General features: G+C 65.2%; 16 protein-coding genes. 11 read left to right on the forward strand and 5 right to left on the reverse strand.

The window, feature by feature from the left end; genetic code table 11:
- The 6 genes from XW59_RS26400 (at position 1) to XW59_RS26425 (ending at position 8,017) form a co-directional block, all read left to right on the forward strand.
- On the forward strand, positions 1-1,452 hold the full coding sequence (locus XW59_RS26400; protein WP_137327107.1) for an aldehyde dehydrogenase family protein: 1,452 nt from the start codon (positions 1-3) through the stop codon (positions 1,450-1,452).
- Positions 1,453-1,519: 67 nt separating this feature from the next.
- Positions 1,520-3,196, forward strand: coding sequence for an FAD-dependent monooxygenase (locus XW59_RS26405; RefSeq protein ID WP_082137801.1), 1,677 nt, complete (start codon positions 1,520-1,522; stop codon positions 3,194-3,196).
- A gap of 251 nt (positions 3,197-3,447) precedes the next feature.
- Positions 3,448-5,265: an IlvD/Edd family dehydratase gene (locus XW59_RS26410; RefSeq protein WP_047148392.1), complete on the forward strand. Its 1,818-nt coding sequence runs from the start codon at positions 3,448-3,450 to the stop codon at positions 5,263-5,265.
- Between the two features lie 77 nt (positions 5,266-5,342).
- Positions 5,343-6,317: a D-erythronate dehydrogenase gene (gene denD / locus XW59_RS26415; protein ID WP_047148462.1), complete on the forward strand. Its 975-nt coding sequence runs from the start codon at positions 5,343-5,345 to the stop codon at positions 6,315-6,317.
- The gene (locus XW59_RS26420) at positions 6,314-7,210 is read left to right on the forward strand and encodes an NAD(P)-dependent oxidoreductase (protein ID WP_047148393.1); all 897 of its coding nucleotides are present in this window, start codon (positions 6,314-6,316) and stop codon (positions 7,208-7,210) included. The genes denD and XW59_RS26420 overlap by 4 nt, the downstream gene beginning before the upstream one ends.
- 60 nt (positions 7,211-7,270) lie before the next feature.
- Positions 7,271-8,017: an SDR family NAD(P)-dependent oxidoreductase gene (locus tag XW59_RS26425; protein WP_047148394.1), complete on the forward strand. Its 747-nt coding sequence runs from the start codon at positions 7,271-7,273 to the stop codon at positions 8,015-8,017.
- Positions 8,018-8,081: 64 nt separating this feature from the next.
- Here the strand turns inward: XW59_RS26425 and XW59_RS26430 are convergent, their stop codons facing one another.
- From XW59_RS26430 to XW59_RS26445, 4 genes are all read right to left on the reverse strand, one after another.
- Positions 8,082-9,590, reverse strand: a complete 1,509-nt coding sequence (locus tag XW59_RS26430; RefSeq protein WP_047148395.1) for a tripartite tricarboxylate transporter permease — start codon at positions 9,588-9,590, stop codon at positions 8,082-8,084.
- Between the two features lie 16 nt (positions 9,591-9,606).
- Positions 9,607-10,077 carry a tripartite tricarboxylate transporter TctB family protein gene (locus XW59_RS26435; protein ID WP_047148396.1) on the reverse strand — a complete coding sequence of 157 codons (471 nt, stop codon included), beginning with the start codon at positions 10,075-10,077 and terminating at the stop codon, positions 9,607-9,609.
- Between the two features lie 85 nt (positions 10,078-10,162).
- On the reverse strand, positions 10,163-11,119 hold the full coding sequence (locus XW59_RS26440; RefSeq protein WP_047148397.1) for a tripartite tricarboxylate transporter substrate binding protein: 957 nt from the start codon (positions 11,117-11,119) through the stop codon (positions 10,163-10,165).
- A gap of 110 nt (positions 11,120-11,229) precedes the next feature.
- On the reverse strand, positions 11,230-12,243 hold the full coding sequence (locus XW59_RS26445; RefSeq protein WP_047148398.1) for a LacI family DNA-binding transcriptional regulator: 1,014 nt from the start codon (positions 12,241-12,243) through the stop codon (positions 11,230-11,232).
- Between the two features lie 250 nt (positions 12,244-12,493).
- Between XW59_RS26445 and XW59_RS26450 the strand changes: the two genes are divergently transcribed.
- The 5 genes from XW59_RS26450 to XW59_RS26470 all read left to right on the forward strand — a co-directional run bounded on the left by XW59_RS26450 (position 12,494) and on the right by XW59_RS26470 (position 17,820).
- Positions 12,494-13,267: an SDR family oxidoreductase gene (locus XW59_RS26450; RefSeq protein WP_047148399.1), complete on the forward strand. Its 774-nt coding sequence runs from the start codon at positions 12,494-12,496 to the stop codon at positions 13,265-13,267.
- 66 nt (positions 13,268-13,333) lie between these two features.
- Positions 13,334-14,398, forward strand: a complete 1,065-nt coding sequence (gene ugpC / locus XW59_RS26455; RefSeq protein ID WP_047148400.1) for a sn-glycerol-3-phosphate ABC transporter ATP-binding protein UgpC — start codon at positions 13,334-13,336, stop codon at positions 14,396-14,398.
- 121 nt (positions 14,399-14,519) lie between these two features.
- The gene (locus tag XW59_RS26460) at positions 14,520-15,839 is read left to right on the forward strand and encodes an ABC transporter substrate-binding protein (RefSeq protein ID WP_047148401.1); all 1,320 of its coding nucleotides are present in this window, start codon (positions 14,520-14,522) and stop codon (positions 15,837-15,839) included.
- 138 nt (positions 15,840-15,977) lie between these two features.
- Positions 15,978-16,913: a sugar ABC transporter permease gene (locus XW59_RS26465; protein ID WP_047148402.1), complete on the forward strand. Its 936-nt coding sequence runs from the start codon at positions 15,978-15,980 to the stop codon at positions 16,911-16,913.
- 40 nt (positions 16,914-16,953) lie between these two features.
- Positions 16,954-17,820: a carbohydrate ABC transporter permease gene (locus XW59_RS26470; protein ID WP_246666233.1), complete on the forward strand. Its 867-nt coding sequence runs from the start codon at positions 16,954-16,956 to the stop codon at positions 17,818-17,820.
- Positions 17,821-17,877: 57 nt separating this feature from the next.
- Here XW59_RS26470 and XW59_RS26475 read toward each other — a convergent pair whose 3' ends face one another.
- Positions 17,878-19,674: a gamma-glutamyltransferase family protein gene (locus tag XW59_RS26475; protein ID WP_047148404.1), complete on the reverse strand. Its 1,797-nt coding sequence runs from the start codon at positions 19,672-19,674 to the stop codon at positions 17,878-17,880.
- Positions 19,675-19,677: the final 3 nt, after the last annotated feature.

Consider the following 19,677-nt stretch of genomic DNA (forward strand, 5'->3'; position numbering starts at 1 on the left):
ATGGCGAACACTCTCCCTGAAGCCCGCAACTATATAGACGGCGAGTGGCTGGGTGGAGGCGCGGCGCTCGACAGCCGCAACCCCGCCGACGGAAAGGTGCTCGGAACCTATGTTCCCGGCACTAGGGCACTGGCCGACCAGGCGGCAGCCGTTGCGCGCGAGACCTTCGAGCGCAGCGCCTGGGCGTCGTCGCCGCGCCTGCGGGCCGCGGTGCTGTTCGAATTCGCCGATCGCCTGGAAGCCGCCAAGGAGGAGATCGCCGATCTGGTCGTGGCCGAAAACGGCAAGCTCAGGCGGGAGGCGCTCGGCGAGACGATGGGCGCGATCTCGGAGGCCCGCTACTATGGCGGCCTCGCCCGCACCGTGCTCGGGCGCACCATGGAAACCGCGCCGGGCAATTTTTCCATGATGAACCGCGAAGCCGCCGGCGTCGCCGCCATCATCGTTCCGTGGAATGCGCCGGTCACGCTTTTGGTGCGCTCGCTCGGCCCCGCGCTCGCCGCCGGCTGCACCACGGTCATCAAGCCGGCGCCGCAGACGCCGCTGATCCATGCACGCGTGATGCGATGCCTGGCCGAATGCCCGTCGCTGCCGAAAGGCGTCGTCAACTCGGTCAACGAGCACGGCTCGGAGGTCGGCGAGGCGCTGGTCGCCTCGAACGACATCGACGTCATCTCGTTTACCGGGTCGAGCGCCACGGGCAAGCGCATCATGGCGGGCGCCGCCCCGACCCTGAAGCGGCTTTCGCTCGAGCTCGGCGGCAAGGCGCCGGCCGTGGTCTTCGCCGACGCCGATCTCGACCAGGCCTGTCGGGAACTCACCGGCGGCGCGCTCACCATGGCGGGACAGATCTGCATCGCGGCGGCGCGCTTTCTGGTCGAGAAGTCGGTCGAGAAGGAATTCACCGATCGCATCAAGGCCGCTTTCTCGGCAGTGCGCGTCGGGCCGGGCGCCGATCCGCAAAGCCAGATGGGCTCGCTGATCGACCATCCGAACCAGGACCGCGTCCTGCGCCTCATCGAGCGTGCCGGCGACGAGGGCGAACTGGTGCTGAAGGGCGGACCGGCCGCCGGCGCGCTTTCGGCCGGCGCCTTCGTCACTCCGTCGCTTTTCCGCATCGAGGATGTGAATTCCGATCTCGTCCAGGAAGAGCTCTTCGGTCCGATCGTCTCGATAGAGACCTTCGCGGACGAGGCGGAAGCCGTCGCCAAGGCGAATGCGACGCGCTACGGACTTGCCGCAAGCGTGTTCACGCGCGACCTCAACCGATCGATGCGGATGTCGCGGGCGATCCGTTCCGGCACCGTCTGGCTCAATTGCCACGGCAGGCTCTTCGCGGAGGGCGAGACGGGCGGCTACCGCCATTCAGGCCTCGGCCGGCTTCATGGCGTGGAGGGGCTCAACGACTTCCTCGAAACCAAGCATGTCTATCTCGAGGCCGGAACGGCCTGAGCCGAACGGAATCGCGTGAACCGATGGAAATGACCGCCGACCGCGCGGCGCGGCGGCTGAGGGAATGATGGATCGGACTATGGAGAATGCGGCGGAAAAGGCGGCCGACGTCGTGATCGTCGGCGGCGGGCCGGTAGGCATGGGGCTTGCCATCGAGCTTGGCCAGAGGGGCGTCGGCACGATCGTCGTCGAGCGCCATGCGTCGCCGCAGCCCGTTCCCAAGGGCCAGAACCTGACGCAGCGCACGATGGAGCATTTCCATTTCTGGGGCGCGGAGAAGGAGTTGCGCGCGGCCCGCACCGTGCCGAAGGAATATGGCATCGGCGGCCTGACTGCCTACGGCACGTTGCTCGGCGACTATCATTACGACTGGCTGCAGCGCGAGCTCGTGCGGCCGTTCTACTACACCGACAATGAGCGGCTTCCCCAATATGCGACGGAAGAGGTGCTGCGGGCGCGGGCGGCCCAACTGCCGACGGTCGAACTTCTCTATGGATGGAGCGCCGCGGGGATCGAGCAGGGCGAGGACGGCGTCGCCGTCCTCGCCAAGCGCAAGGACGGCGACGAACATCTCACGGTGCGGGGCCGCTATGCCGTTGGCTGCGACGGCAGCCGTTCGCTCGTGCGCGAGGAGGCGGGCATCGCCCAGACGCGTTCCGAGCACGACCGGCTGATGGTGCTTCTCGTTTTCCGCTCGACCGGGCTGCATGAGCTCCTCAAGCGGTTTCCGGGCAAGTCGTTCTACAATGTGCTGCATCCGGACCTGAAAGGGTATTGGCAGTTCTTCGGCAGGGTCGATCTCGGCAATACCTGGTTCTTTCACGCACCGGTGCCGGCGGATACGACGAAGGACAATTTCGACTTCAAATCCTATCTCCACCGCGCGGCCGGCGCCGAGTTCGACGTCGATTTCGAACATATCGGCTTCTGGGACCTGCGCGTCGCGACCGCCGACAGCTATCGCAAGGGCCGCGTCTTCATCGCGGGCGATGCCGCCCACAGCCATCCGCCCTATGGCGGCTACGGCATCAATACCGGCTTCGAGGATGCGAGAAATCTCGGCTGGAAGCTTGCCGCCACGCTGCAGGGTTGGGCGGGACCGCGTCTGCTCGACAGCTATGACGAGGAACGACGTCCGGTCTTCGCGTCCACCGCGCGCGACTATATCGAAAAGGCCATCGAGAGCGATCGCGCGTTCCTCGAGGCTTTCGATCCCCGGCGCGACCGCGCGGCCTTCGAGGCCGAGTGGATCGCAAGGGGCTCCGGCGCACGCGGCGAGGTGAACGCCTTCGAGCCGAACTATCGTGGCTCGCCGGTCGTGGCCGGTGCGCCGGGCGCGAAGACCGACGCCGTCGGCGGCCACAGCTTCAGGGCGCGGCCCGGCCACCATCTGGCACCGCGGCGGCTGCCGTCGGGCGCGAACGTGTTCGAGAAGCTGGGGGAGGGGTTCACCCTGCTCGCCCTTGACGGCGATGCCGACGCAATCGCGGGTTTCAGAAATGCCGCCGCGCGTCTGGACCTGCCGCTGGAAATCGTGGCCGAAGCCCGCGAGGGCGAAGTGGATGCCTATGAAGCGCGCTACATCCTGGTGCGCCCGGACCAGTTCGTCGCGTGGGTTTCCGACGAGACCCCCGCAAACGCGCTCGAGGTGCTTGAGCGGGCGATCGGCGGCGGAACGGGCAACGGAACGGCCGCGACGGCGCCGAGATCCTTGGTGGAGCACGGACCGGCGGGCGAAAGATAAAGGGCTTGGCCAAGGCCATCGCTCGCGTCGGCGCTGGAACATCGTGCTCCGCATGCGATCGCCCACTCCGCGCGGCATGGCGAGGCGTCCACCGATAAATTCCCACGAAACCGGGCTTCGACAACGCTCAATAAATCCGTTGCCGACGTATTGACGTTGAGCAAAGGAAAATTATCGTGTACCTGAATGGCAGCGCTGCCATTCTCGAAATTCCCGGCCGTCGCGGTCGGCCCAACGTGCGGAGTTCTGCCATGACTCGTGATGCCAAGCCCGGAAACCTCCGCTCGCGTGCGTGGTTCGACAATCCGTCGAATCCGGACATGACGGCGCTTTATCTGGAGCGCTATCTGAATTACGGCCTGACGCTTGAGGAGCTTCAGTCCGGAAAGCCGATCATCGGCATCGCCCAGACCGGTTCCGACCTTTCGCCCTGCAACCGTCACCATCTCGAACTTGCGAAGCGGGTGCGTGAAGGCATTCGCGAGGCTGGCGGGATCGTCATCGAGTTTCCCGTCCATCCGATTCAGGAAACCGGCAAGCGGCCGACGGCCGGGCTCGATCGCAACCTCGCCTATCTCGGCCTCGTCGAGATCCTCTACGGCTATCCGCTGGACGGCGTGGTGCTGACGATCGGCTGCGACAAGACAACGCCCGCCTGCCTGATGGCGGCCGCGACCGTGAACATCCCGGCGATCGCGCTTTCGGTCGGTCCGATGCTCAACGGATGGTTCCGCGGCGAGCGCACGGGCTCGGGCACGATCGTATGGAAGGCCCGCGAAATGATGGCGGCGGGCGAGATCGACTATGCCGGCTTCATCAAGCTCGTCGCGTCCTCGGCACCCTCCACCGGTTATTGCAACACGATGGGTACGGCGACGACGATGAACTCGCTGGCCGAGGCGCTCGGCATGCAACTGCCTGGCTCAGCCGCCATCCCGGCTCCCTATCGCGATCGGCAGGAGGTTGCGTATCTCACCGGGAAGCGCATCGTGGACATGGTCTTCGAGGATCTGAAGCCTTCGGATATCCTCACCCGCGACGCCTTCATCAACGCCATCCGCGTCAATTCGGCGATCGGCGGCTCGACCAACGCGCCGATCCACCTCAACGGACTTGCGCGCCATGTCGGCGTCGAACTCTCGATCGACGACTGGCAGACCTATGGCGAGGACGTTCCGCTGCTGGTCAACCTGCAGCCTGCCGGCGAATATCTCGGCGAGGACTATTATCGCGCCGGCGGCGTTCCGGCCGTCGTCAACCAGCTCATGCGCGAGGGGCTGATCGCCGAGAATGCGCCGACGGTCAACGGCCGCTCGATCGGCGATAATTGTCGCGGCGCGGAAATCGTGGACGAGAACGTCATCCGCCCGATCGATCGTCCGCTGAAGACCCACGCCGGCTTCCGCGTGCTCAGGGGCAATCTGTTCGATAGCGCGATCATGAAGCTGTCGGTGATCTCGCAGGAGTTTCGCGAGCGCTATTTGTCGAACCCGGACGATCCGATGGCCTTCGAGGGCAGGGCGGTCGTCTTCGAGGGGCCGGAGGACTATCACGCGCGCATCGACGATCCGTCGCTCGAAATCGACGAGCGTTGCGTGCTCTTCATGCGCGGCGCCGGGCCCATCGGCTATCCGGGCGCGGCGGAGGTCGTCAACATGCGCGCCCCGGATTATCTCTTGAAGCGCGGCGTGCATTCGCTTCCCTGCATCGGCGACGGCCGGCAGTCGGGTACCTCGGGCTCGCCGTCCATCCTCAACGCTTCGCCTGAAGCCGCCGTGGGTGGCGGGCTTGCGCTGTTGAGGACAGGCGACAAGGTGCGCATCGATCTCGAGCGCGGCTCCGCCGACATCCTGATCTCCGACGAGGAACTGGGGAGCCGTCGAGCTGCCCTGGCGGAAGCCGGCGGCTATCAATATCCGGCGCACCAGACGCCGTGGCAGGAAATCCAGCGCGGCATCGTCTCGCAGCTCGAAACCGGCATGGTGCTCGAGCCCGCGGTGGCCTACCGCCGCCTTGCCCAGGGCGGCGTCGACGGGAAAAGCGCCACGGTTCCCCGCGACAATCATTGACGCAACGAGCCGCGAGGGACGGCGCGGCGCAACAATCGACGAACGACATGGCCGGCCTGGCCAAAGGGAGGATATCGATGCGGATACTGATACTCGGCGCCGGCGGAATGATCGGACGCAAGCTCACGGAGGCGCTGCTGGCGCAGGGCAGCCTCGGCGGCCGTTCGGTCACGGCGATCGACGCCTTCGACGTGGTGGAGCCGGCGGCGGCCTCCGATCTGGTCGAGACCAGCGCCGGCGACATTTCCGATCCGGCCACGATCTCCGCGCTGGTGGCCAAACGCCCCGACGTGATCTTCCACCTCGCGGCCATCGTCTCCGGCGAGGCGGAGGCGGACTTCGAGAAGGGCTACCGTGTCAATCTCGACGGCACGCGCGATCTGCTCGAGGCGATCCGCAAGCAGGGCGAAGCCTATTGCCCGCGGCTCGTCTTCACCTCCTCGATCGCTGTCTTCGGCGCGCCTTTCGAGGAGGCGATATCGGATACGTTCCTGCAGGCGCCGCTGACGAGCTACGGCACGCAGAAGGCGATCGGCGAACTGCTGCTCGCCGACTATACGAGGAAGGGTTTCGTCGACGGCGTCGGCATTCGCCTGCCAACAATCGTCGTGCGGCCGGGCAAGCCCAACAAGGCGGCCTCGGGCTTCTTCTCCGGCATCATCAGGGAGCCGCTCAGTGGCCTCGAGGCGGTGCTTCCGGTCAGCGATGACGTTCGACACTGGGTTGCGAGCCCGGCTGCCGCCGTCGGTTTCCTGATCCACGCGGCGACGATGGACACCTCGGCGCTCGGGCCGCGCCGCTCGCTCACCATGCCCGGTCTTTCGGTGACCGTCGGCGAGATGGTAGAGGCGTTGCGCGAGGTTGCGGGAGACGAGGCGGTCGCGCTGATCCGCCGCGCGCCGGACGAGACCATCGCGAAGATCGTCGCCGGCTGGCCGCGCAACTTCGCCGCCGACCGCGCCTCCGAGGCGGGGTTCGCGGCCGACGCCGATTTCACCTCGATCATCCGCGCCCATATCGCGGATCTCGCGGAAGAGGGGCAGCGATCATGACGGGCCGGCCCCGCATAGGTTTCATCGGCGTTGGGCTGATGGGCCATGGCATCGCGAAGAACATCGTCGAGGCGGGCTACACGCTTACGGTTCTCGCCCACCGCAATCGCAAGCCGGTCGAGGATCTGAAGTCGCGCGGAGCGGAGGAGGCGGAGGACGTCGCCGCGCTCGCCGGCAAGTCGGACGTCGTCTTTCTGTGCCTGCCGGGAAGCCCGGAAGTGGAGGCGGCGGTTGCCGGCATTCTTGCTTCCGGCGCGGCGGGCAAGACGATAGTCGACTGCTCGACGAGCAATCCTGTCTCGACGCGCGCACTAGCGGGCGCATGCGCCGAGGCGGGTGTCGTGCTGGTCGATGCGCCGCTGTCACGGACGCCGAAGGAGGCCTGGGAAGGCACGCTCGACACGATGGTCGGCGCGTCGCCGCAGGATTTCGAGCGACTCCGTCCCATCTTCGAATGCTGGGCGGGAAAGATCGTCCGTGTCGGCGAGACCGGCGCCGGCCATACGATGAAGCTGCTCAACAATTTCGTCTCGCTCGGCTATGCCGCCGTCTACTCCGAGGCGCTCGCGATCGGCGCCAAGAGCGGCATTACGGCCGAGGTGTTCCACGGCGTCATCGGCAGCGGGCGCATGGATTGCGGCTTCTACCAGACATTCATGAAATATGTGGTCGAGCGCGATCGTGATGCGCACAAATTCACGCTGCGCAACGCGCACAAGGACATGCGCTATCTGGTCTCGCTCGCCAACGAGAGCGGCATAGCGGCCCATCTTTCGGCCAGCGTGAAGAATGGACTTGCCACCGCCGAGGCCCTCGGCAGAGGTGGCGATTATGTGCCGATGCTCTCGGATATCGTCGCGGAGTTGAATGGCTTGACGCCCGCCAAGGCGTAGCGCGACCTGGTCTAACGAACCCGGGGCCTGGAGCGCCCGGATTTCAGGAGGAGAAAAAGAATGAACCGGATCGATCTCGAAGGGCGCACGGCCGTCGTCACCGGCGGCGCGCGCGGCATCGGATTGGCGACGTCCGAACGGATCTTGGCGAGTGGCGGAGCCGTCATCATCTGGGACATGGACGGCAAGGCGATCGACGAAGCCGTCGCCAAGCTCGGCGCGGGGGCGAGCGGCCGGGTGGTCGAATTGACCGACGAGGCGTCGGTCGTGGCCGCCACCCGGGAAGCCTTCGAGAAGGCCGGCAAGGTCGACATCCTGGTCAACAATGCCGGGATAACCGGTGGCAACGCCAAGACCTGGGAACTTTCGCCCGAAATCTGGCGCAAGACCGTCGAGGTCAACCTCATCGCGCCTTTCCTGACATGCCGCGCGATGGTGCCGCTGATGATCGAGAAGGGCTATGGCCGCATCATCAACATCGCTTCGATCGCCGGCAAGGAAGGAAACCCCAACGCGTCCCATTATTCCGCGTCGAAGGCCGGCCTCATCGGCCTCACCAAATCGCTCGGCAAGGAACTCGCGGGGTCGGGCATTCTCGTCAACTGCATCACGCCGGCGGCCGCGCGTACGGCGATCTTCGACCAGATGAGCCAGGAGCACATCGACTTCATGCTGTCGAAGATACCGTTGCAGCGCTTCGTCGAACCGGCGGAGATCGCGGCGATGATCTGCTGGCTCGCCTCGGAGGATTGCTCCTTCTCCACCGGCGCCGTCTTCGACATTTCCGGCGGTCGCGCCGTCTACTGACGGGAATTCATTCCGATTTTCGCATCGCCCGCGACGAAAGTCGCGGGCGATGTTTCGTTTGCCGCTATGTCTGGTCGGCCTCGCTCATTTGGCCGGAGCGGCGCTGCCGGATCACCCCGACGAGCACCGAGAGCCAGACCAGGATCAGGAAAACCCCGAGTCCTGCCGCGATCGGACGATCGAAGAAGGCGACGATCGATCCGTCGGACTTGATCATCGTGGTGATGAAGTTGCGCTCCAGTATCGGGCCGATGACGATGCCGAGAATGCAGGGCGCAATCGGTATGTCGTTCTCCTCCATGAAGAAGCCGAGCACGCCGAAGACGAGCATCACGATGATGCCGTAGGCGGTGTTGTTGGAACCGAATGCGCCGACGATGCAGAAGGCGAGGATAATCGGCATCAGCACCGTGCGCGGTGCCTGCAGCAGGCGCTTCGCCAGCTTGATCGCGACCCAGCCGAGCGGAACCATCAAGAGGTTGGCGAGGATGAAGATGAGGAAGACGGCGTAGATCGTCTGCGGGTTGAACAGGAACAGCGTCGGCCCGGGATTCATGCCCTTGACGTAGAGGACGCCGATGACGATCGCCGTGATCGTGTCGCCCGGAATGCCGAAGACGAGCGCCGGGATCCACGCGCTCGACAATGAGGCGTTGTTCGCCGAGGTGCTCTCCACGATGCCTTCGAGATGGCCGGTGCCGAACTTTTCAGGCGTCCTGGAGAAGCGGCGGCTGACGGCATAGCTGACATAGGCCGCGACGTCGGCGCCCGCGCCCGGCAGGATGCCGATCAGCGTTCCCATGACGTTGCCGCGGATCTGCTGGCGCCAGTAGGTCTTCACCATGCCGCCCCAGTTGCGGAAGATGTTGCCCACCTTGCCCTGGACGCCTTCCCAGGGCGGTGCGCCGGCGGCGATCGTGCGGAACACTTCGGAGACCGCGAAGAGGCCGATCATCGCCGGGATGAAATCGATGCCTGCCATCATCTCGGTCGAGCCGAAGGTGAAGCGCGGGACGCCGGCGGGATTGTTGAGGCCGATGGTCGCCACGAACAGGCCGATCAGCAGGCTGACCGCGCCCTTGAGCGGCGACGCGGCCCCGATGAAGGCCGAGCAGGTGAGGCCGAGCAAAGCCATCCAGAAATATTCGGGCGAGGAGAAGTTGAGCGCGATCTCGGCGAGTGCCGGTGCCGCGAAGATCAGCACGGCCGTGCCGAAGAGGCCGCCTATGGCGGAAAACAACACGCAGGCGCCGAGAACCGTCTCCGCCTGGCCCTTGCGCGTCATGGCGTAGGCTTCGTCGCTGTAGGCTGCGGATGCAGGCGTTCCCGGCATCCGCAGCAGCGCGCTCGGGATGTCGCCGGCGAAGATCGCCATCGCCGCGCATGTCACCATCGCGCCGACCGCCGGAATGGGGTCCATGAAGAAGGTGAGCGGCACCAGAAGCGCCGTCGCCATGGTGGCGGTCAGGCCGGGAATGGCGCCGACGAGCAGCCCGAAGAGGGCGGCCATCAGGAGCGTGGTCAGTACCTGCCACGTCATGACCAGTTCGAATGCGGCGATGATCGGATCCATCGGTCGATCTCTCCTTCTACCAGGGCATGCGGGGCATGAGCCCGAAGGGGAGCGGCACGAGCAGGATGCTGCGGAAGATGTAGTCGGTCACCAGCGTCGCGCAAATCGCGTAGGCGATCGCTTTCCACCACGGCACGTGCAGCATCCTGAAGAGCACGATCAGGATGAGCGTCATTACCGGGATGAAACCGATCGTCCGCGCGAACAATATGTAGGCGACCACGCAAAGGATGGTGACGAGCACGGCAAGCAGGGCGCCCGGCTTGCGGGTCCATTCGGTCCGCATGATGAGGGGCACGCCTGCCGAGCGCCATCCGGCGGCCAGCATGGCGAGCCCGCAGGCGGCGAAGCCTATGGCGATCGCGGTCGGAAAGGCGGCAGCACCGTATCGCTGGCCGGGTATCGCGGGGAAGGATTGGGAATAGATGCCGCCCGCGAGCCCGAAGACGAGCAGCACGGCACCGAGCATGGTATCGCTGAAACGCATGAGATCTCCACCTGTGGCGGGTGGCAGGAACGCGAAGAGGTGACGTGGGCGGTGGCCAGCCTCCCGCGCTCCCGCCGTTTCGTCGCTACTTGGCCAGTCCGACCGCCTTCATGGTCTCGCCGAGAGCCTTGTTGCTCTTGTCCATGAAGTCGCCGAATTCGGCGGCCGGAGCCCAGCGCACGCCGAAGCCCTGCTTTTCCATGAAGCCGCGATATTCCTCGCTGTCGTAGACGGTCTTCAATGCCTCCGTCAGCTTCGCCGCGACGTCTTCCGGCAGGCCCTTCGGCCCGACGATCCCACGCCAGGCGCCGATCTGCCAGTCGGAGCCGGCCGCTTCCTTCAGCGTCGGCACGTCGGGGAAGAGCTCGCTGCGGTCGGGCGACATCACCGCCAGCGACTTGACCCTGCCGGCGTCGATCAGGGAACGCGCCTCGACCAGCGAACAGGGCACGATGCCGACCCCGCCGGCAACGAGATCCTGCAGTCCGGGCGCGGCACCTTCGCTCGGCACCCAGGACACCAGTGCCGGATCGATCCCCTTGTCGTTCAGCATGCCCGCGATGGCGAGATGCCAGATGCCGCCCTGTCCGGTGCCGGATGCGCGGAAGGTGCCGGCCGGGCTCGACTTGATCGCTTCGAGCAGTCCTTCGAGGTTCTCATATTCCGAATCGGCTGAAACCTGCACGCCGGCGGCATCCTCGTTCATCAGCGCCAGCGGCGTGTAGGCTTCCCATGTCAGATTGGTGAGGCCCTGCCAGTGCATCATGCCGATTTCCACGGTCGCGATGCCGAGCGTGTAGCCGTCCGCCTCTGCTTCCGCGATCGCGGAATGGCCGACCACGCCGGAACCGCCGGTGCGGTTGGTGACGTTCACCGGCTGGCCGAGTTCCTTCTCCAGGAGCGAGCCGATGATGCGTGCCGTCGCATCTGTTCCGCCGCCGGCACCCCACGGCACGATGATGGTCAGCGGGCGATCGGGATATTGCGCCATGGCCGGCGTCGCCAAAGGCAATATTCCGGCAACGACGCCTGCCGACGCCATCAGGCCCAGTAAGGTTCTTCGAAGCATGCTTTTCCTCCCTTTGCACTTCAGTGTTGAAACCGTCGCCGAAGCGCAAAGGCGCGGTCCGCGCCTTTGGGCCGCGGCATTATCTATGACGTGGCCCCCGCTATCAGTTCGAAGGCCACTTCCACCACCGTCGGCGGTCCGCCCTCCAGGATCAGGCTGGCGGCGATCTCCCCCACTTCCGCGCGCGGCGTCATCACGGTGGTGAGCGGCTGCGGCGCGAAGCGGCCGATATCCAGCCCGTTGAACCCCATGATGGCCAGTTGCGACGGCACCGAGATTCCGGAGACGATGCAATGGAAGAGGCCGCCCATGGCGAAATCGTCATTCGAAAAATAGACGGCGTCGAGCTTCTTGCCGCGCGCGAGCAGGCGCTCGAGCGCGGCGCGTCCCGCCTCGGTGGACGAGGTGCCGGCTATGAGCTCCATGTCGGCGAGGGCGATTCCGCTTTGCGACAGCACGGTCCGAAAGCCTTCGTAGCGCTTGGCCGATCTGGAGTCCGCGTCGAAGGCCGGGCCGATATAGCCGATCCTGCGGTAGCCCTTTTCCAGAAGATGGCGGGCGCTCGCCGCACCCGCCTTGTGCTGCGAGAAGCCGACGACCAGGTCGATGCCTTCGCCGTCGGTGTCGAGAAGCTCGGCCACCCTCACGCCGCTGCCGACGAGCATCGAACGGGTCTTCTCCGTGTGCTCGAGACCCACGACCAGAAACGCCGCCGGCCGCCAGGCAAGCATCGACTGGATCAGCACTTCCTCGCGCCCGAGATCGTAATCCGTTACCCCGATCACCGACTGATAGCCGAGCGGGTCGAGCGACCGGCCCGCGCCGCTCAGAAGATCGGGGAAGACGATGTTGTGCAGCGAGGGTATGACGATCCCGACGAGGTTCGACCCGGCGGAGGCGAGGGCGCCCGCCACGCGGTTCGGCACATAGCCGAGCTCGTCGACCACCTGGATGACGCGCGCGCGTGTCTCGGCGGAAAACGAACCATGATTGCGAAGTACCCGCGAAACGGTGCTCATGCCGAGGCCGGCCGCCTCGCTGACTTCGCGAAGCGTGACGGTCTTGCCGGCCTTGGGACCCCTGGTTGTTTCCGACATTCCTCCAGCTTTCTCCAAAAGCCCGATGAGCTTTTTTGTCCCCGCGAAGCCTTTGGAGAGACCGTCGCGAAATCGTTCTACACTAAAATGGCAGCGCTGCCAAATACAGCCTTGTCATGCCGGAAACGATGGGTTACCGATTTAAAGCAGCGCTGCCATGCCGCAGCGAAACGCCGCCGGAGGAGCGGCCAGTTCGGGCAAAACCGGACCAAGGGAGGATACCGGATGAATTCTCGCCGCAGGCGCGGGCATGACTGAAGCTTCCGGATCGAGCGGCCCCGTGGCCTTGGTCACGGGCGGCGGAACCGGCGTCGGACGGGCGATCGCGGAAGCACTCGCCACCGCCGGCTACCGCGTGGTTGTCACCGGGCGACGCATCGAAGTGCTGGAAACGGCCGCCGCCGAAATGACTTCCGCGGCCGGGCGCCCGGTCGTGCCGATCCGCGCCGACATCTCCGATCCGGCGTCGGTGAAGGCGCTGTTCGCGGAGGTCGTCTCGCGCTTCGGCCGGTTGGACCTGCTCGTCAACAATGCAGGCATCAACGCGCCGCTTCTTCCTCTGGAGGAGGTTTCCTTCGAGGAGTGGAACGCGGTCGTGGCTTCCAATCTCACCGGCGCCTTCCTTTGCACCCAGGAGGCGGTCCGCCTCTTCAAGGCGCAGAGCCCGCAAGGCGGCAGGATCGTCAACAACGGCTCGGTGTCGGCGACGACGCCGCGACCCAACTCCGCGCCCTATGCCGCCACCAAGCATGCGATCACCGGGCTGACCAAGGCGACTTCGCTCGAAGGCCGGGCCTTCAACATCGCCTGCGGCCAGATCGACATCGGCAATGCGGCGAGCGCGATGACGCAGACGATTTCCAAGGGTGTCCTGCAGGCGGACGGCCGGACCGCCGCCGAGGCGACGATCGATCCCCGCCTGGTGGGAGAGGCGGTCGTCTACATGACGGGACTGCCGCTTTCGGCGAACGTGCTTACGATGACGGTGATGGCGAACCAGATGCCATTCGTCGGGAGGGGGTGAAGTTACGCAGCGGACGAGCGGTACGGAACAAGGCCGTCGTCCAATTCATGGTGCTGGGAGGAGTTAATGGCATCTGTCGAGATCGCCGACGTACGAAAGTCCTTTGGAACGCATTCCGTCATAAAGGGCGTGAGCGTCGACATCGAAGACGGCGAGTTCGTCATATTGGTCGGCCCTTCCGGTTGCGGAAAATCCACCCTGCTGCGCATGCTGGCGGGCCTCGAGCACATCACGTCGGGCGAGATCCGGATCGGCGATCGCGTCGTCAACAATCTCCCGCCCAAGGATCGCGACATCGCGATGGTCTTCCAGAATTATGCGCTCTATCCGCATATGACCGTCGCCGAGAACATGGCCTTCTCCCTGCTCCTCAAGGGGGCGTCGAAGGTGGAGATCGAGGAGCGCGTGAAGCCCGCCGCGCAAATTCTCGGGCTTTCCAATCTCCTGCAACGCTACCCCCGCCAGCTTTCCGGCGGCCAGCGCCAGCGTGTGGCGATGGGACGGGCCATCGTGCGCGACCCGCAGGTCTTCCTCTTCGACGAGCCGCTTTCCAACCTCGACGCCAAGTTGCGGGTGTCGATGCGCACGGAGATCAAGAACCTCCATCAGCGCCTCGCCACCACGACGGTCTATGTCACCCACGACCAGATCGAGGCGATGACGATGGCCGACAAGATCGTCGTCATGCATGACGGCGTCGTGGAGCAGATCGGGGCGCCGCTGGAACTCTACGACCGTCCCAATAACCTGTTCGTGGCCGGCTTCATCGGCTCGCCGGCCATGAACATGCTGCACGGCAGGCTCGACACGGACGATGCGGCTCGCTTCGTCACCAGCGACGGCATCGCGCTGCCCGTATCCCGGTCGCCGCAGGAGGCGAGGGGAAGGGAACTCGTCTACGGCGTGCGCCCGGAGGGGATCGTGCTGGGCGGCCCGATCGGCATGGAGGTGATCGTGGTGGAGCCGACCGGCTCGGAAAGCCAGGTCGTCGCTAAACTCGGCGCGGCGGAGATCACCTGCGTCTTCAGGGAACGCGTGACGGTGCGGCCGGGGGAGACACTCAACGTTTCGATCGACCCTGCCGCGATTCATCTTTTCGACGCGCAGACAGGCATCAGGTTCGCCGCTTAAGCCGAAGCGGGAGGAGATCGCCGACGGGCGGAGGACCCGGAAGCGAAAAGCGAAGGCGCGGCAGGTCAGGGAGTTTGAGCCGCGCGGACCGATAACGTTCCGAACAAAGGAGGAAAGACGCATGGCTATCACTCGCAGACAGGTACTCGCCGGCACGACCGGCCTCGCCGCGACGGCCGCCCTTGGCGGGCAGTTCGGCGTCAAGCATGCCTTTGCCCAGGACAGCGTGCCCACCTTCACGCCGGAGGAGGGCGCCAGCCTTCGTCTCCTGCGCTGGGTTCCCTTCGTCAAGGCCGAGGAGGAGGCCTGGAACGCCAACACCAAGGCCTTCACCGAGGCGACCGGCGTCGAGGTCCGCATCGACCAGGAAAGCTGGGAGGACGTGCGTCCCAAGGCTGCCGTGGCGGCGAATATCGGATCGGGACCGGACATGGTGATGGGCTGGTTCGACGACGCGCATCAATATCCCGACAAGCTGGTCGACGTGACCGATCTCGGGACCTCCCTCGGTGCTGCCCATGGCGGCTGGTATCCGGGCCTCGAAGGCTATGCAAGACGTGGCGACCAGTTCATCGCCCTGCCGCTGTGCGCCATCGGCAACGCGATCTGCTACCGCCAGAGCCATATGGAAGCGGCCGGGTTCTCGGAATTCCCGAAGGACACGCAGGGCTTCCTGGAACTCTGCAAGGCGCTGCAGGCGAAGGGAACGCCGGCGGGCTTCCCGCACGGCAAGGCGGTCGGCGACGGCAACAACTATGCCCATTGGCTGCTCTGGAGCCATGGCGGCAAGATGGTCGACGAGCAGGGCAAGGTCGCCATCAACAGCGCCGAGACCAAGGCGGCCGTCGAATACGCCAAGGCGCTCTATGCGACCTACATTCCCGGAACGGAAAGCTGGCTCGACATCAACAACAACCGCGCCTTCATGGCCGGCCAGGTTTCGCTGACGGCCAACGGCGTCTCGCTCTACTATTCGGCCAAGAACGATCCCGCGATGGCGGACCTCGCGGAAGACATCCGCACGGTCAACCTTCCGATCGGGCCGGTGGGCGAGTCGGTGGAACTGCACCAGACCTCGACGATCTCGATCTTCAACCACACGAAGTTCCCGCAGGCGGCGAAGGCCTATCTCGCCTTCATGTACCAGGCCGACAAGATGAACGCGTGGATCGAGGGCGCCAGCGCCTATTGCTGCCAACCCCTGAAGGCGTTCGAGAACAATCCGGTCTGGACCTCGACGCCGATCCACGAGCCCTATTCGCGCGCGTCGGCAAGCCTGCGGCCGAACGGATATGCCGGCCCGCTCGGCTATGCATCGGCGGGCGTGATGGCCGACTACGTGCTCGTCGACATGTTCGCCGAAGCCGTCACGGGGCAGCGCTCGACGGAAGAGGCGATCGCCAATGCCGAGCGCAGGGCGAACCGCTACTACCGCCTCTGACATGGCCGAAACGCCGCCTCGCCGCCGAAAGCGGCGCGGCGGAAAAAAATCGCAATGCGGCAAGCGGCCATTGAGGTCGCTTGCCGAAAAGCGGCGGAGAGACCGGCTCCGCTGCCTGAGCAAGGAGATCGGCAAGCCATGTCCAATCCCGCCGCAACCGAGCACAAACCATCCTTCCTCGAGCGGCTTTCGCAGAGCCGCAACGGGCTCGGCTTCCTGTTCATGCTGCCGGCAGCCGTCTTCCTGCTCTGCTTCCTCACCTATCCGCTCGGCCTCGGCGTCTGGCTTGGTTTCACCGACACGTCCATCGGGCGGACCGGCATGTTCATCGGGCTGGAGAACTACATCTGGCTCTGGAACGATTCCGTCTTCTGGCTCTCGGTGTTCAACACGCTGCTCTACACATTCGTGGCATCGGTGCTGAAATTCGTGCTCGGCCTGTGGCTGGCGCTGATCCTGAACGAGCACATGCCGTTCAAGAACCTGTTCCGGGCGATCATTCTCCTGCCATGGGTCGTGCCCACCGTGCTCTCGGCGCTCGCCTTCTGGTGGATCTTCGATTCCCAGTTCTCCATCATCTCCTGGGTGCTGATGGAATGGGGCATCATTTCCAGGCCGATCAATTTCCTCGGCGATCCCAACAATGCCCGCGCCTCGGTCATAGCCGCCAATGTCTGGCGCGGCATTCCATTTGTCGCGATCTCGCTGCTCGCGGGATTGCAGACGATCCCACAATCGCTGCACGAGGCGGCAGCCCTCGACGGCGCGACGTCCTGGCAGCGGTTCCGCCGCGTGACGCTGCCGCTGCTGACGCCGATCATCGCCGTCGTGATGACTTTCTCGGTGCTGTTCACCTTCACCGATTTCCAGCTCATCTACGTGCTGACGCGCGGCGGGCCGGTGAACGCCACACATCTCATGGCGACGCTTTCCTTCCAGCGCGCGATTCCCGGCGGCCAGCTCGGCGAGGGCGCGGCGATCGCGGTCGCGATGATCCCGTTCCTGCTCGCGGCGATCCTGTTCAGCTTCTTCGGCCTGCAGCGGCGCAAGTGGCAGCAGGGCGGAACGGATTGAGGAGGATGAGATGAGCCGATCCACGACAGCAGCCGAAACCATGCAGGACGACATTGTCGGGATGGAGCAGTTCAACACGCTGCCGCGCCGGCTGGTCGTGCTCTATCTGCCGCTCGCCGTCTTCGTTTTCGTGCTGCTCTTCCCGTTCTACTGGATGGCGATCACGGCGGTGAAGCCGAACTACCAGCTCACCAATTACGCCGCCTACAGCCCGTTCTGGGTCGTCCAGCCGACGCTGGAGCACATCCGCTACCTGCTCTTCGAAACCTCCTATCCCGGCTGGCTCTGGAACACGATGATCGTCTCGGTGTTCTCGACCGTCATCTCGCTGGCGGCTTCGGTCTTCGCGGCCTATGCGATCGAGCGGGTAAGATTCACCGGCGCGCGCGTCACCGGCCTGATGATCTTCCTCGCCTATCTGGTGCCGCCGTCGATCCTGTTCATCCCGCTGGCGTTCCTCGTCTTCCAGATCGGCATCTTCGATTCGCGCCTCGCGCTGATCCTGACTTATCCAACCTTCCTCATACCGTTCTGCACCTGGCTGCTGATGGGCTACTTCCGATCGATCCCGTTCGAGCTCGAGGAGAGCGCGCTGGTGGACGGCGCGACGCGCTGGCAGATACTGACGAAGATCGTGCTGCCGCTGGCGGTGCCGGGCCTTATCTCGGCCGGGATCTTCGCCTTCACGTTGTCCTGGAACGAATTCATCTATGCACTGACGTTCATTGCATCTTCGGAGAACAAAACCGTGCCCGTGGGCGTGCTGACGGAGCTGGTGCGCGGCGACGTCTACGAGTGGGGCGCGCTGATGGCCGGTGCGCTGATCGGCTCGTTGCCGGTCGTCATCCTCTACTCCTTCTTCGTCGACTATTACGTCTCATCGATGACGGGAGCGGTGAAGGAATAGAAAGGGGCGGCGCAGGGCCGCCCCGCTCGTCCGGCGCTTTGATCCGGCGGTCGGCGGTTACCGCCCAACCGCGTAGGCCTGCATCAGCCGCGGCGTGGCGGCGGCTCTCAGTATGCCGTCCTCGTCGCGCGCGGCCGCGACCATGCGGCCGATCGTCCATTCCGGGGTGACTTCGAGCTGATGCCCGCGCTCGCGCAACGCCTCGATGGTCGCCTTGCCGAAGTTCTCCTCGATCGCAAGGTGCCCCGGCTTGCGGTCGCGCGGGTAGAAGGAATTCGGGAAATGCGAGGTGTGCGACATCGGCATGTCGATCGCTTCCTGCAGATTGAGGCCATGGTGGACATGGCGCAGGAAGAACAGGAGCTGCCACTGCTCCTGCTGATCGCCGCCCGGCGTTCCGAACGCCATATAGGGCCGCCCCTCCTTGTGGGCGAGGCTCGGCGTCAACGTCGTGCGCGGCCGCTTGCCGGGTTCCAGGCTCGCCGGAAGTCCGGGCTCCAGCCAGAACATCTGGGCGCGCGTGTTCAGCATGAAGCCCAATGCGGGAATGTAGGGCGAGGATTGCAGCCAGCCGCCGGAGGGCATGGCGGCGACCATGTTGCCGTCCTTGTCGATGACGTCGAGGTGGACCGTGTCGCCGCGCCGCGCGGAACGCATGTCGGCCATGGTCGGCTCGTTCGAGGCCGCGTTCGGGTTGGAGATGCGTGAAAGCCGTTCCAGCGCAAGCGTCATCCGCTCGAACTGGTCGCCGTAGCCGCCGATCCTGCCCGGCCGCAGCTCCAGTGACGCCTCCCGGCCGATGAGCCCGCGGCGGGCGTCATTGTAGGCATCCGAAAGCAGGGTCTCGATCGGCACCTTAACGAAATTGGGATCGCTGTAGTAGAATTCGCGGTCGGCGAAGGCGAGCTTCATCGCCTCCGTCAGCGTGTGGACGAAATCCGGCCCGCGCGTGTCCATGGCGGCAAGATCGAAGCCCTTGAGCAGGGCCAGCGTCTGTAGGAATACCGGTCCCTGACCCCATGGCCCGATCTTGTTCAGCGTGTAGCCATGATAGTCGTAGGTAAGCGGAGCTTCGTAGCTTGCCTGCCAGCGGGCCATGTCGTCCGCGGTGATGACGCCCTTATGACGGTTGCCGCTCTCGTCCATCACCTCGTTGCCGGCGGCGAAGCGTTCGATCTCCTCGGCCACGAAGCCGCGATAGAAGGCGTCGCGCGCCTTCTCGATCTGGTTCTCGCGATTGCCGCCGGCGGATTCCGCCTCGCGGATGACGCGCCGCCACGTATTGGCGAGTGCCTCGTTGCGAAAGAGCTTGCGGGCCTCCGGCAGCCTTCCGCCGGGGGTGAAGAATGCCGCCGAGGTGGGCCATTCCCGCTCGAAGAAATCCTTCAGCCCGGCGATCGTGTTGGCGACGCGCGGCAGCATCGGATGGCCGTTTTCGGCGTAATGGATGGCTGGCGCGAGCACTTCCGAAAGCGGCAGCGAGCCGTGATCGCGCAGAAGCTGCATCCAGGCATCGAAGGCGCCGGGAATGACGGTCGCCAGAAGCCCGTTTCCGGGAATGAGCTCCAGGCCTTGCGCGGTGTAGTGGTCGAGCGTGGCGGCTGCCGGCGTCGTGCCTTGCCCGCACAGCACCTCGGTTCTGCCGGTGCGCGCCGAATGGAAGACGATCGGCACCTCTCCGCCGGGTCCGACCAGATGCGGCTCCACCACCTGCAGCACGAAGCCCGCCGCGACCGCTGCGTCGAAGGCGTTGCCGCCGCGTTCCAGCATCGCCATGCCGGAGGAGGACGCCAACCAGTGCGTCGTCGTGACGACGCCGAACGTGCCGAGGATTTCAGGTCTGGTGGTGAACATGGA

It is taken from the genome of Aquamicrobium sp. LC103 (genome assembly GCF_001014615.2).
Classification (GTDB): domain Bacteria; phylum Pseudomonadota; class Alphaproteobacteria; order Rhizobiales; family Rhizobiaceae; genus LBCQ02.

Bases quoted from the DNA above. Each gene is read 5' to 3' on its own strand.
- XW59_RS26405 (WP_082137801.1), top strand. From the start codon at position 1,520: ATGGATCGGACTATGGAGAATGCGGCGGAAAAGGCGGCCGACGTCGTG.
- XW59_RS26435 (WP_047148396.1), bottom strand. From the start codon at position 10,077: ATGCGTTTCAGCGATACCATGCTCGGTGCCGTGCTGCTCGTCTTCGGG.
- XW59_RS26410 (WP_047148392.1), top strand. From the start codon at position 3,448: ATGACTCGTGATGCCAAGCCCGGAAACCTCCGCTCGCGTGCGTGGTTC.
- XW59_RS26470 (WP_246666233.1), top strand. From the start codon at position 16,954: ATGCAGGACGACATTGTCGGGATGGAGCAGTTCAACACGCTGCCGCGC.
- XW59_RS26465 (WP_047148402.1), top strand. From the start codon at position 15,978: ATGTCCAATCCCGCCGCAACCGAGCACAAACCATCCTTCCTCGAGCGG.
- XW59_RS26445 (WP_047148398.1), bottom strand. From the start codon at position 12,243: ATGTCGGAAACAACCAGGGGTCCCAAGGCCGGCAAGACCGTCACGCTT.
- XW59_RS26460 (WP_047148401.1), top strand. From the start codon at position 14,520: ATGGCTATCACTCGCAGACAGGTACTCGCCGGCACGACCGGCCTCGCC.
- XW59_RS26420 (WP_047148393.1), top strand. From the start codon at position 6,314: ATGACGGGCCGGCCCCGCATAGGTTTCATCGGCGTTGGGCTGATGGGC.
- XW59_RS26425 (WP_047148394.1), top strand. From the start codon at position 7,271: ATGAACCGGATCGATCTCGAAGGGCGCACGGCCGTCGTCACCGGCGGC.
- XW59_RS26475 (WP_047148404.1), bottom strand. From the start codon at position 19,674: ATGTTCACCACCAGACCTGAAATCCTCGGCACGTTCGGCGTCGTCACG.
- XW59_RS26450 (WP_047148399.1), top strand. From the start codon at position 12,494: ATGACTGAAGCTTCCGGATCGAGCGGCCCCGTGGCCTTGGTCACGGGC.
- ugpC (WP_047148400.1), top strand. From the start codon at position 13,334: ATGGCATCTGTCGAGATCGCCGACGTACGAAAGTCCTTTGGAACGCAT.
- XW59_RS26400 (WP_137327107.1), top strand. From the start codon at position 1: ATGGCGAACACTCTCCCTGAAGCCCGCAACTATATAGACGGCGAGTGG.
- XW59_RS26440 (WP_047148397.1), bottom strand. From the start codon at position 11,119: ATGGCGTCGGCAGGCGTCGTTGCCGGAATATTGCCTTTGGCGACGCCG.
- denD (WP_047148462.1), top strand. From the start codon at position 5,343: ATGCGGATACTGATACTCGGCGCCGGCGGAATGATCGGACGCAAGCTC.
- XW59_RS26430 (WP_047148395.1), bottom strand. From the start codon at position 9,590: ATGGATCCGATCATCGCCGCATTCGAACTGGTCATGACGTGGCAGGTA.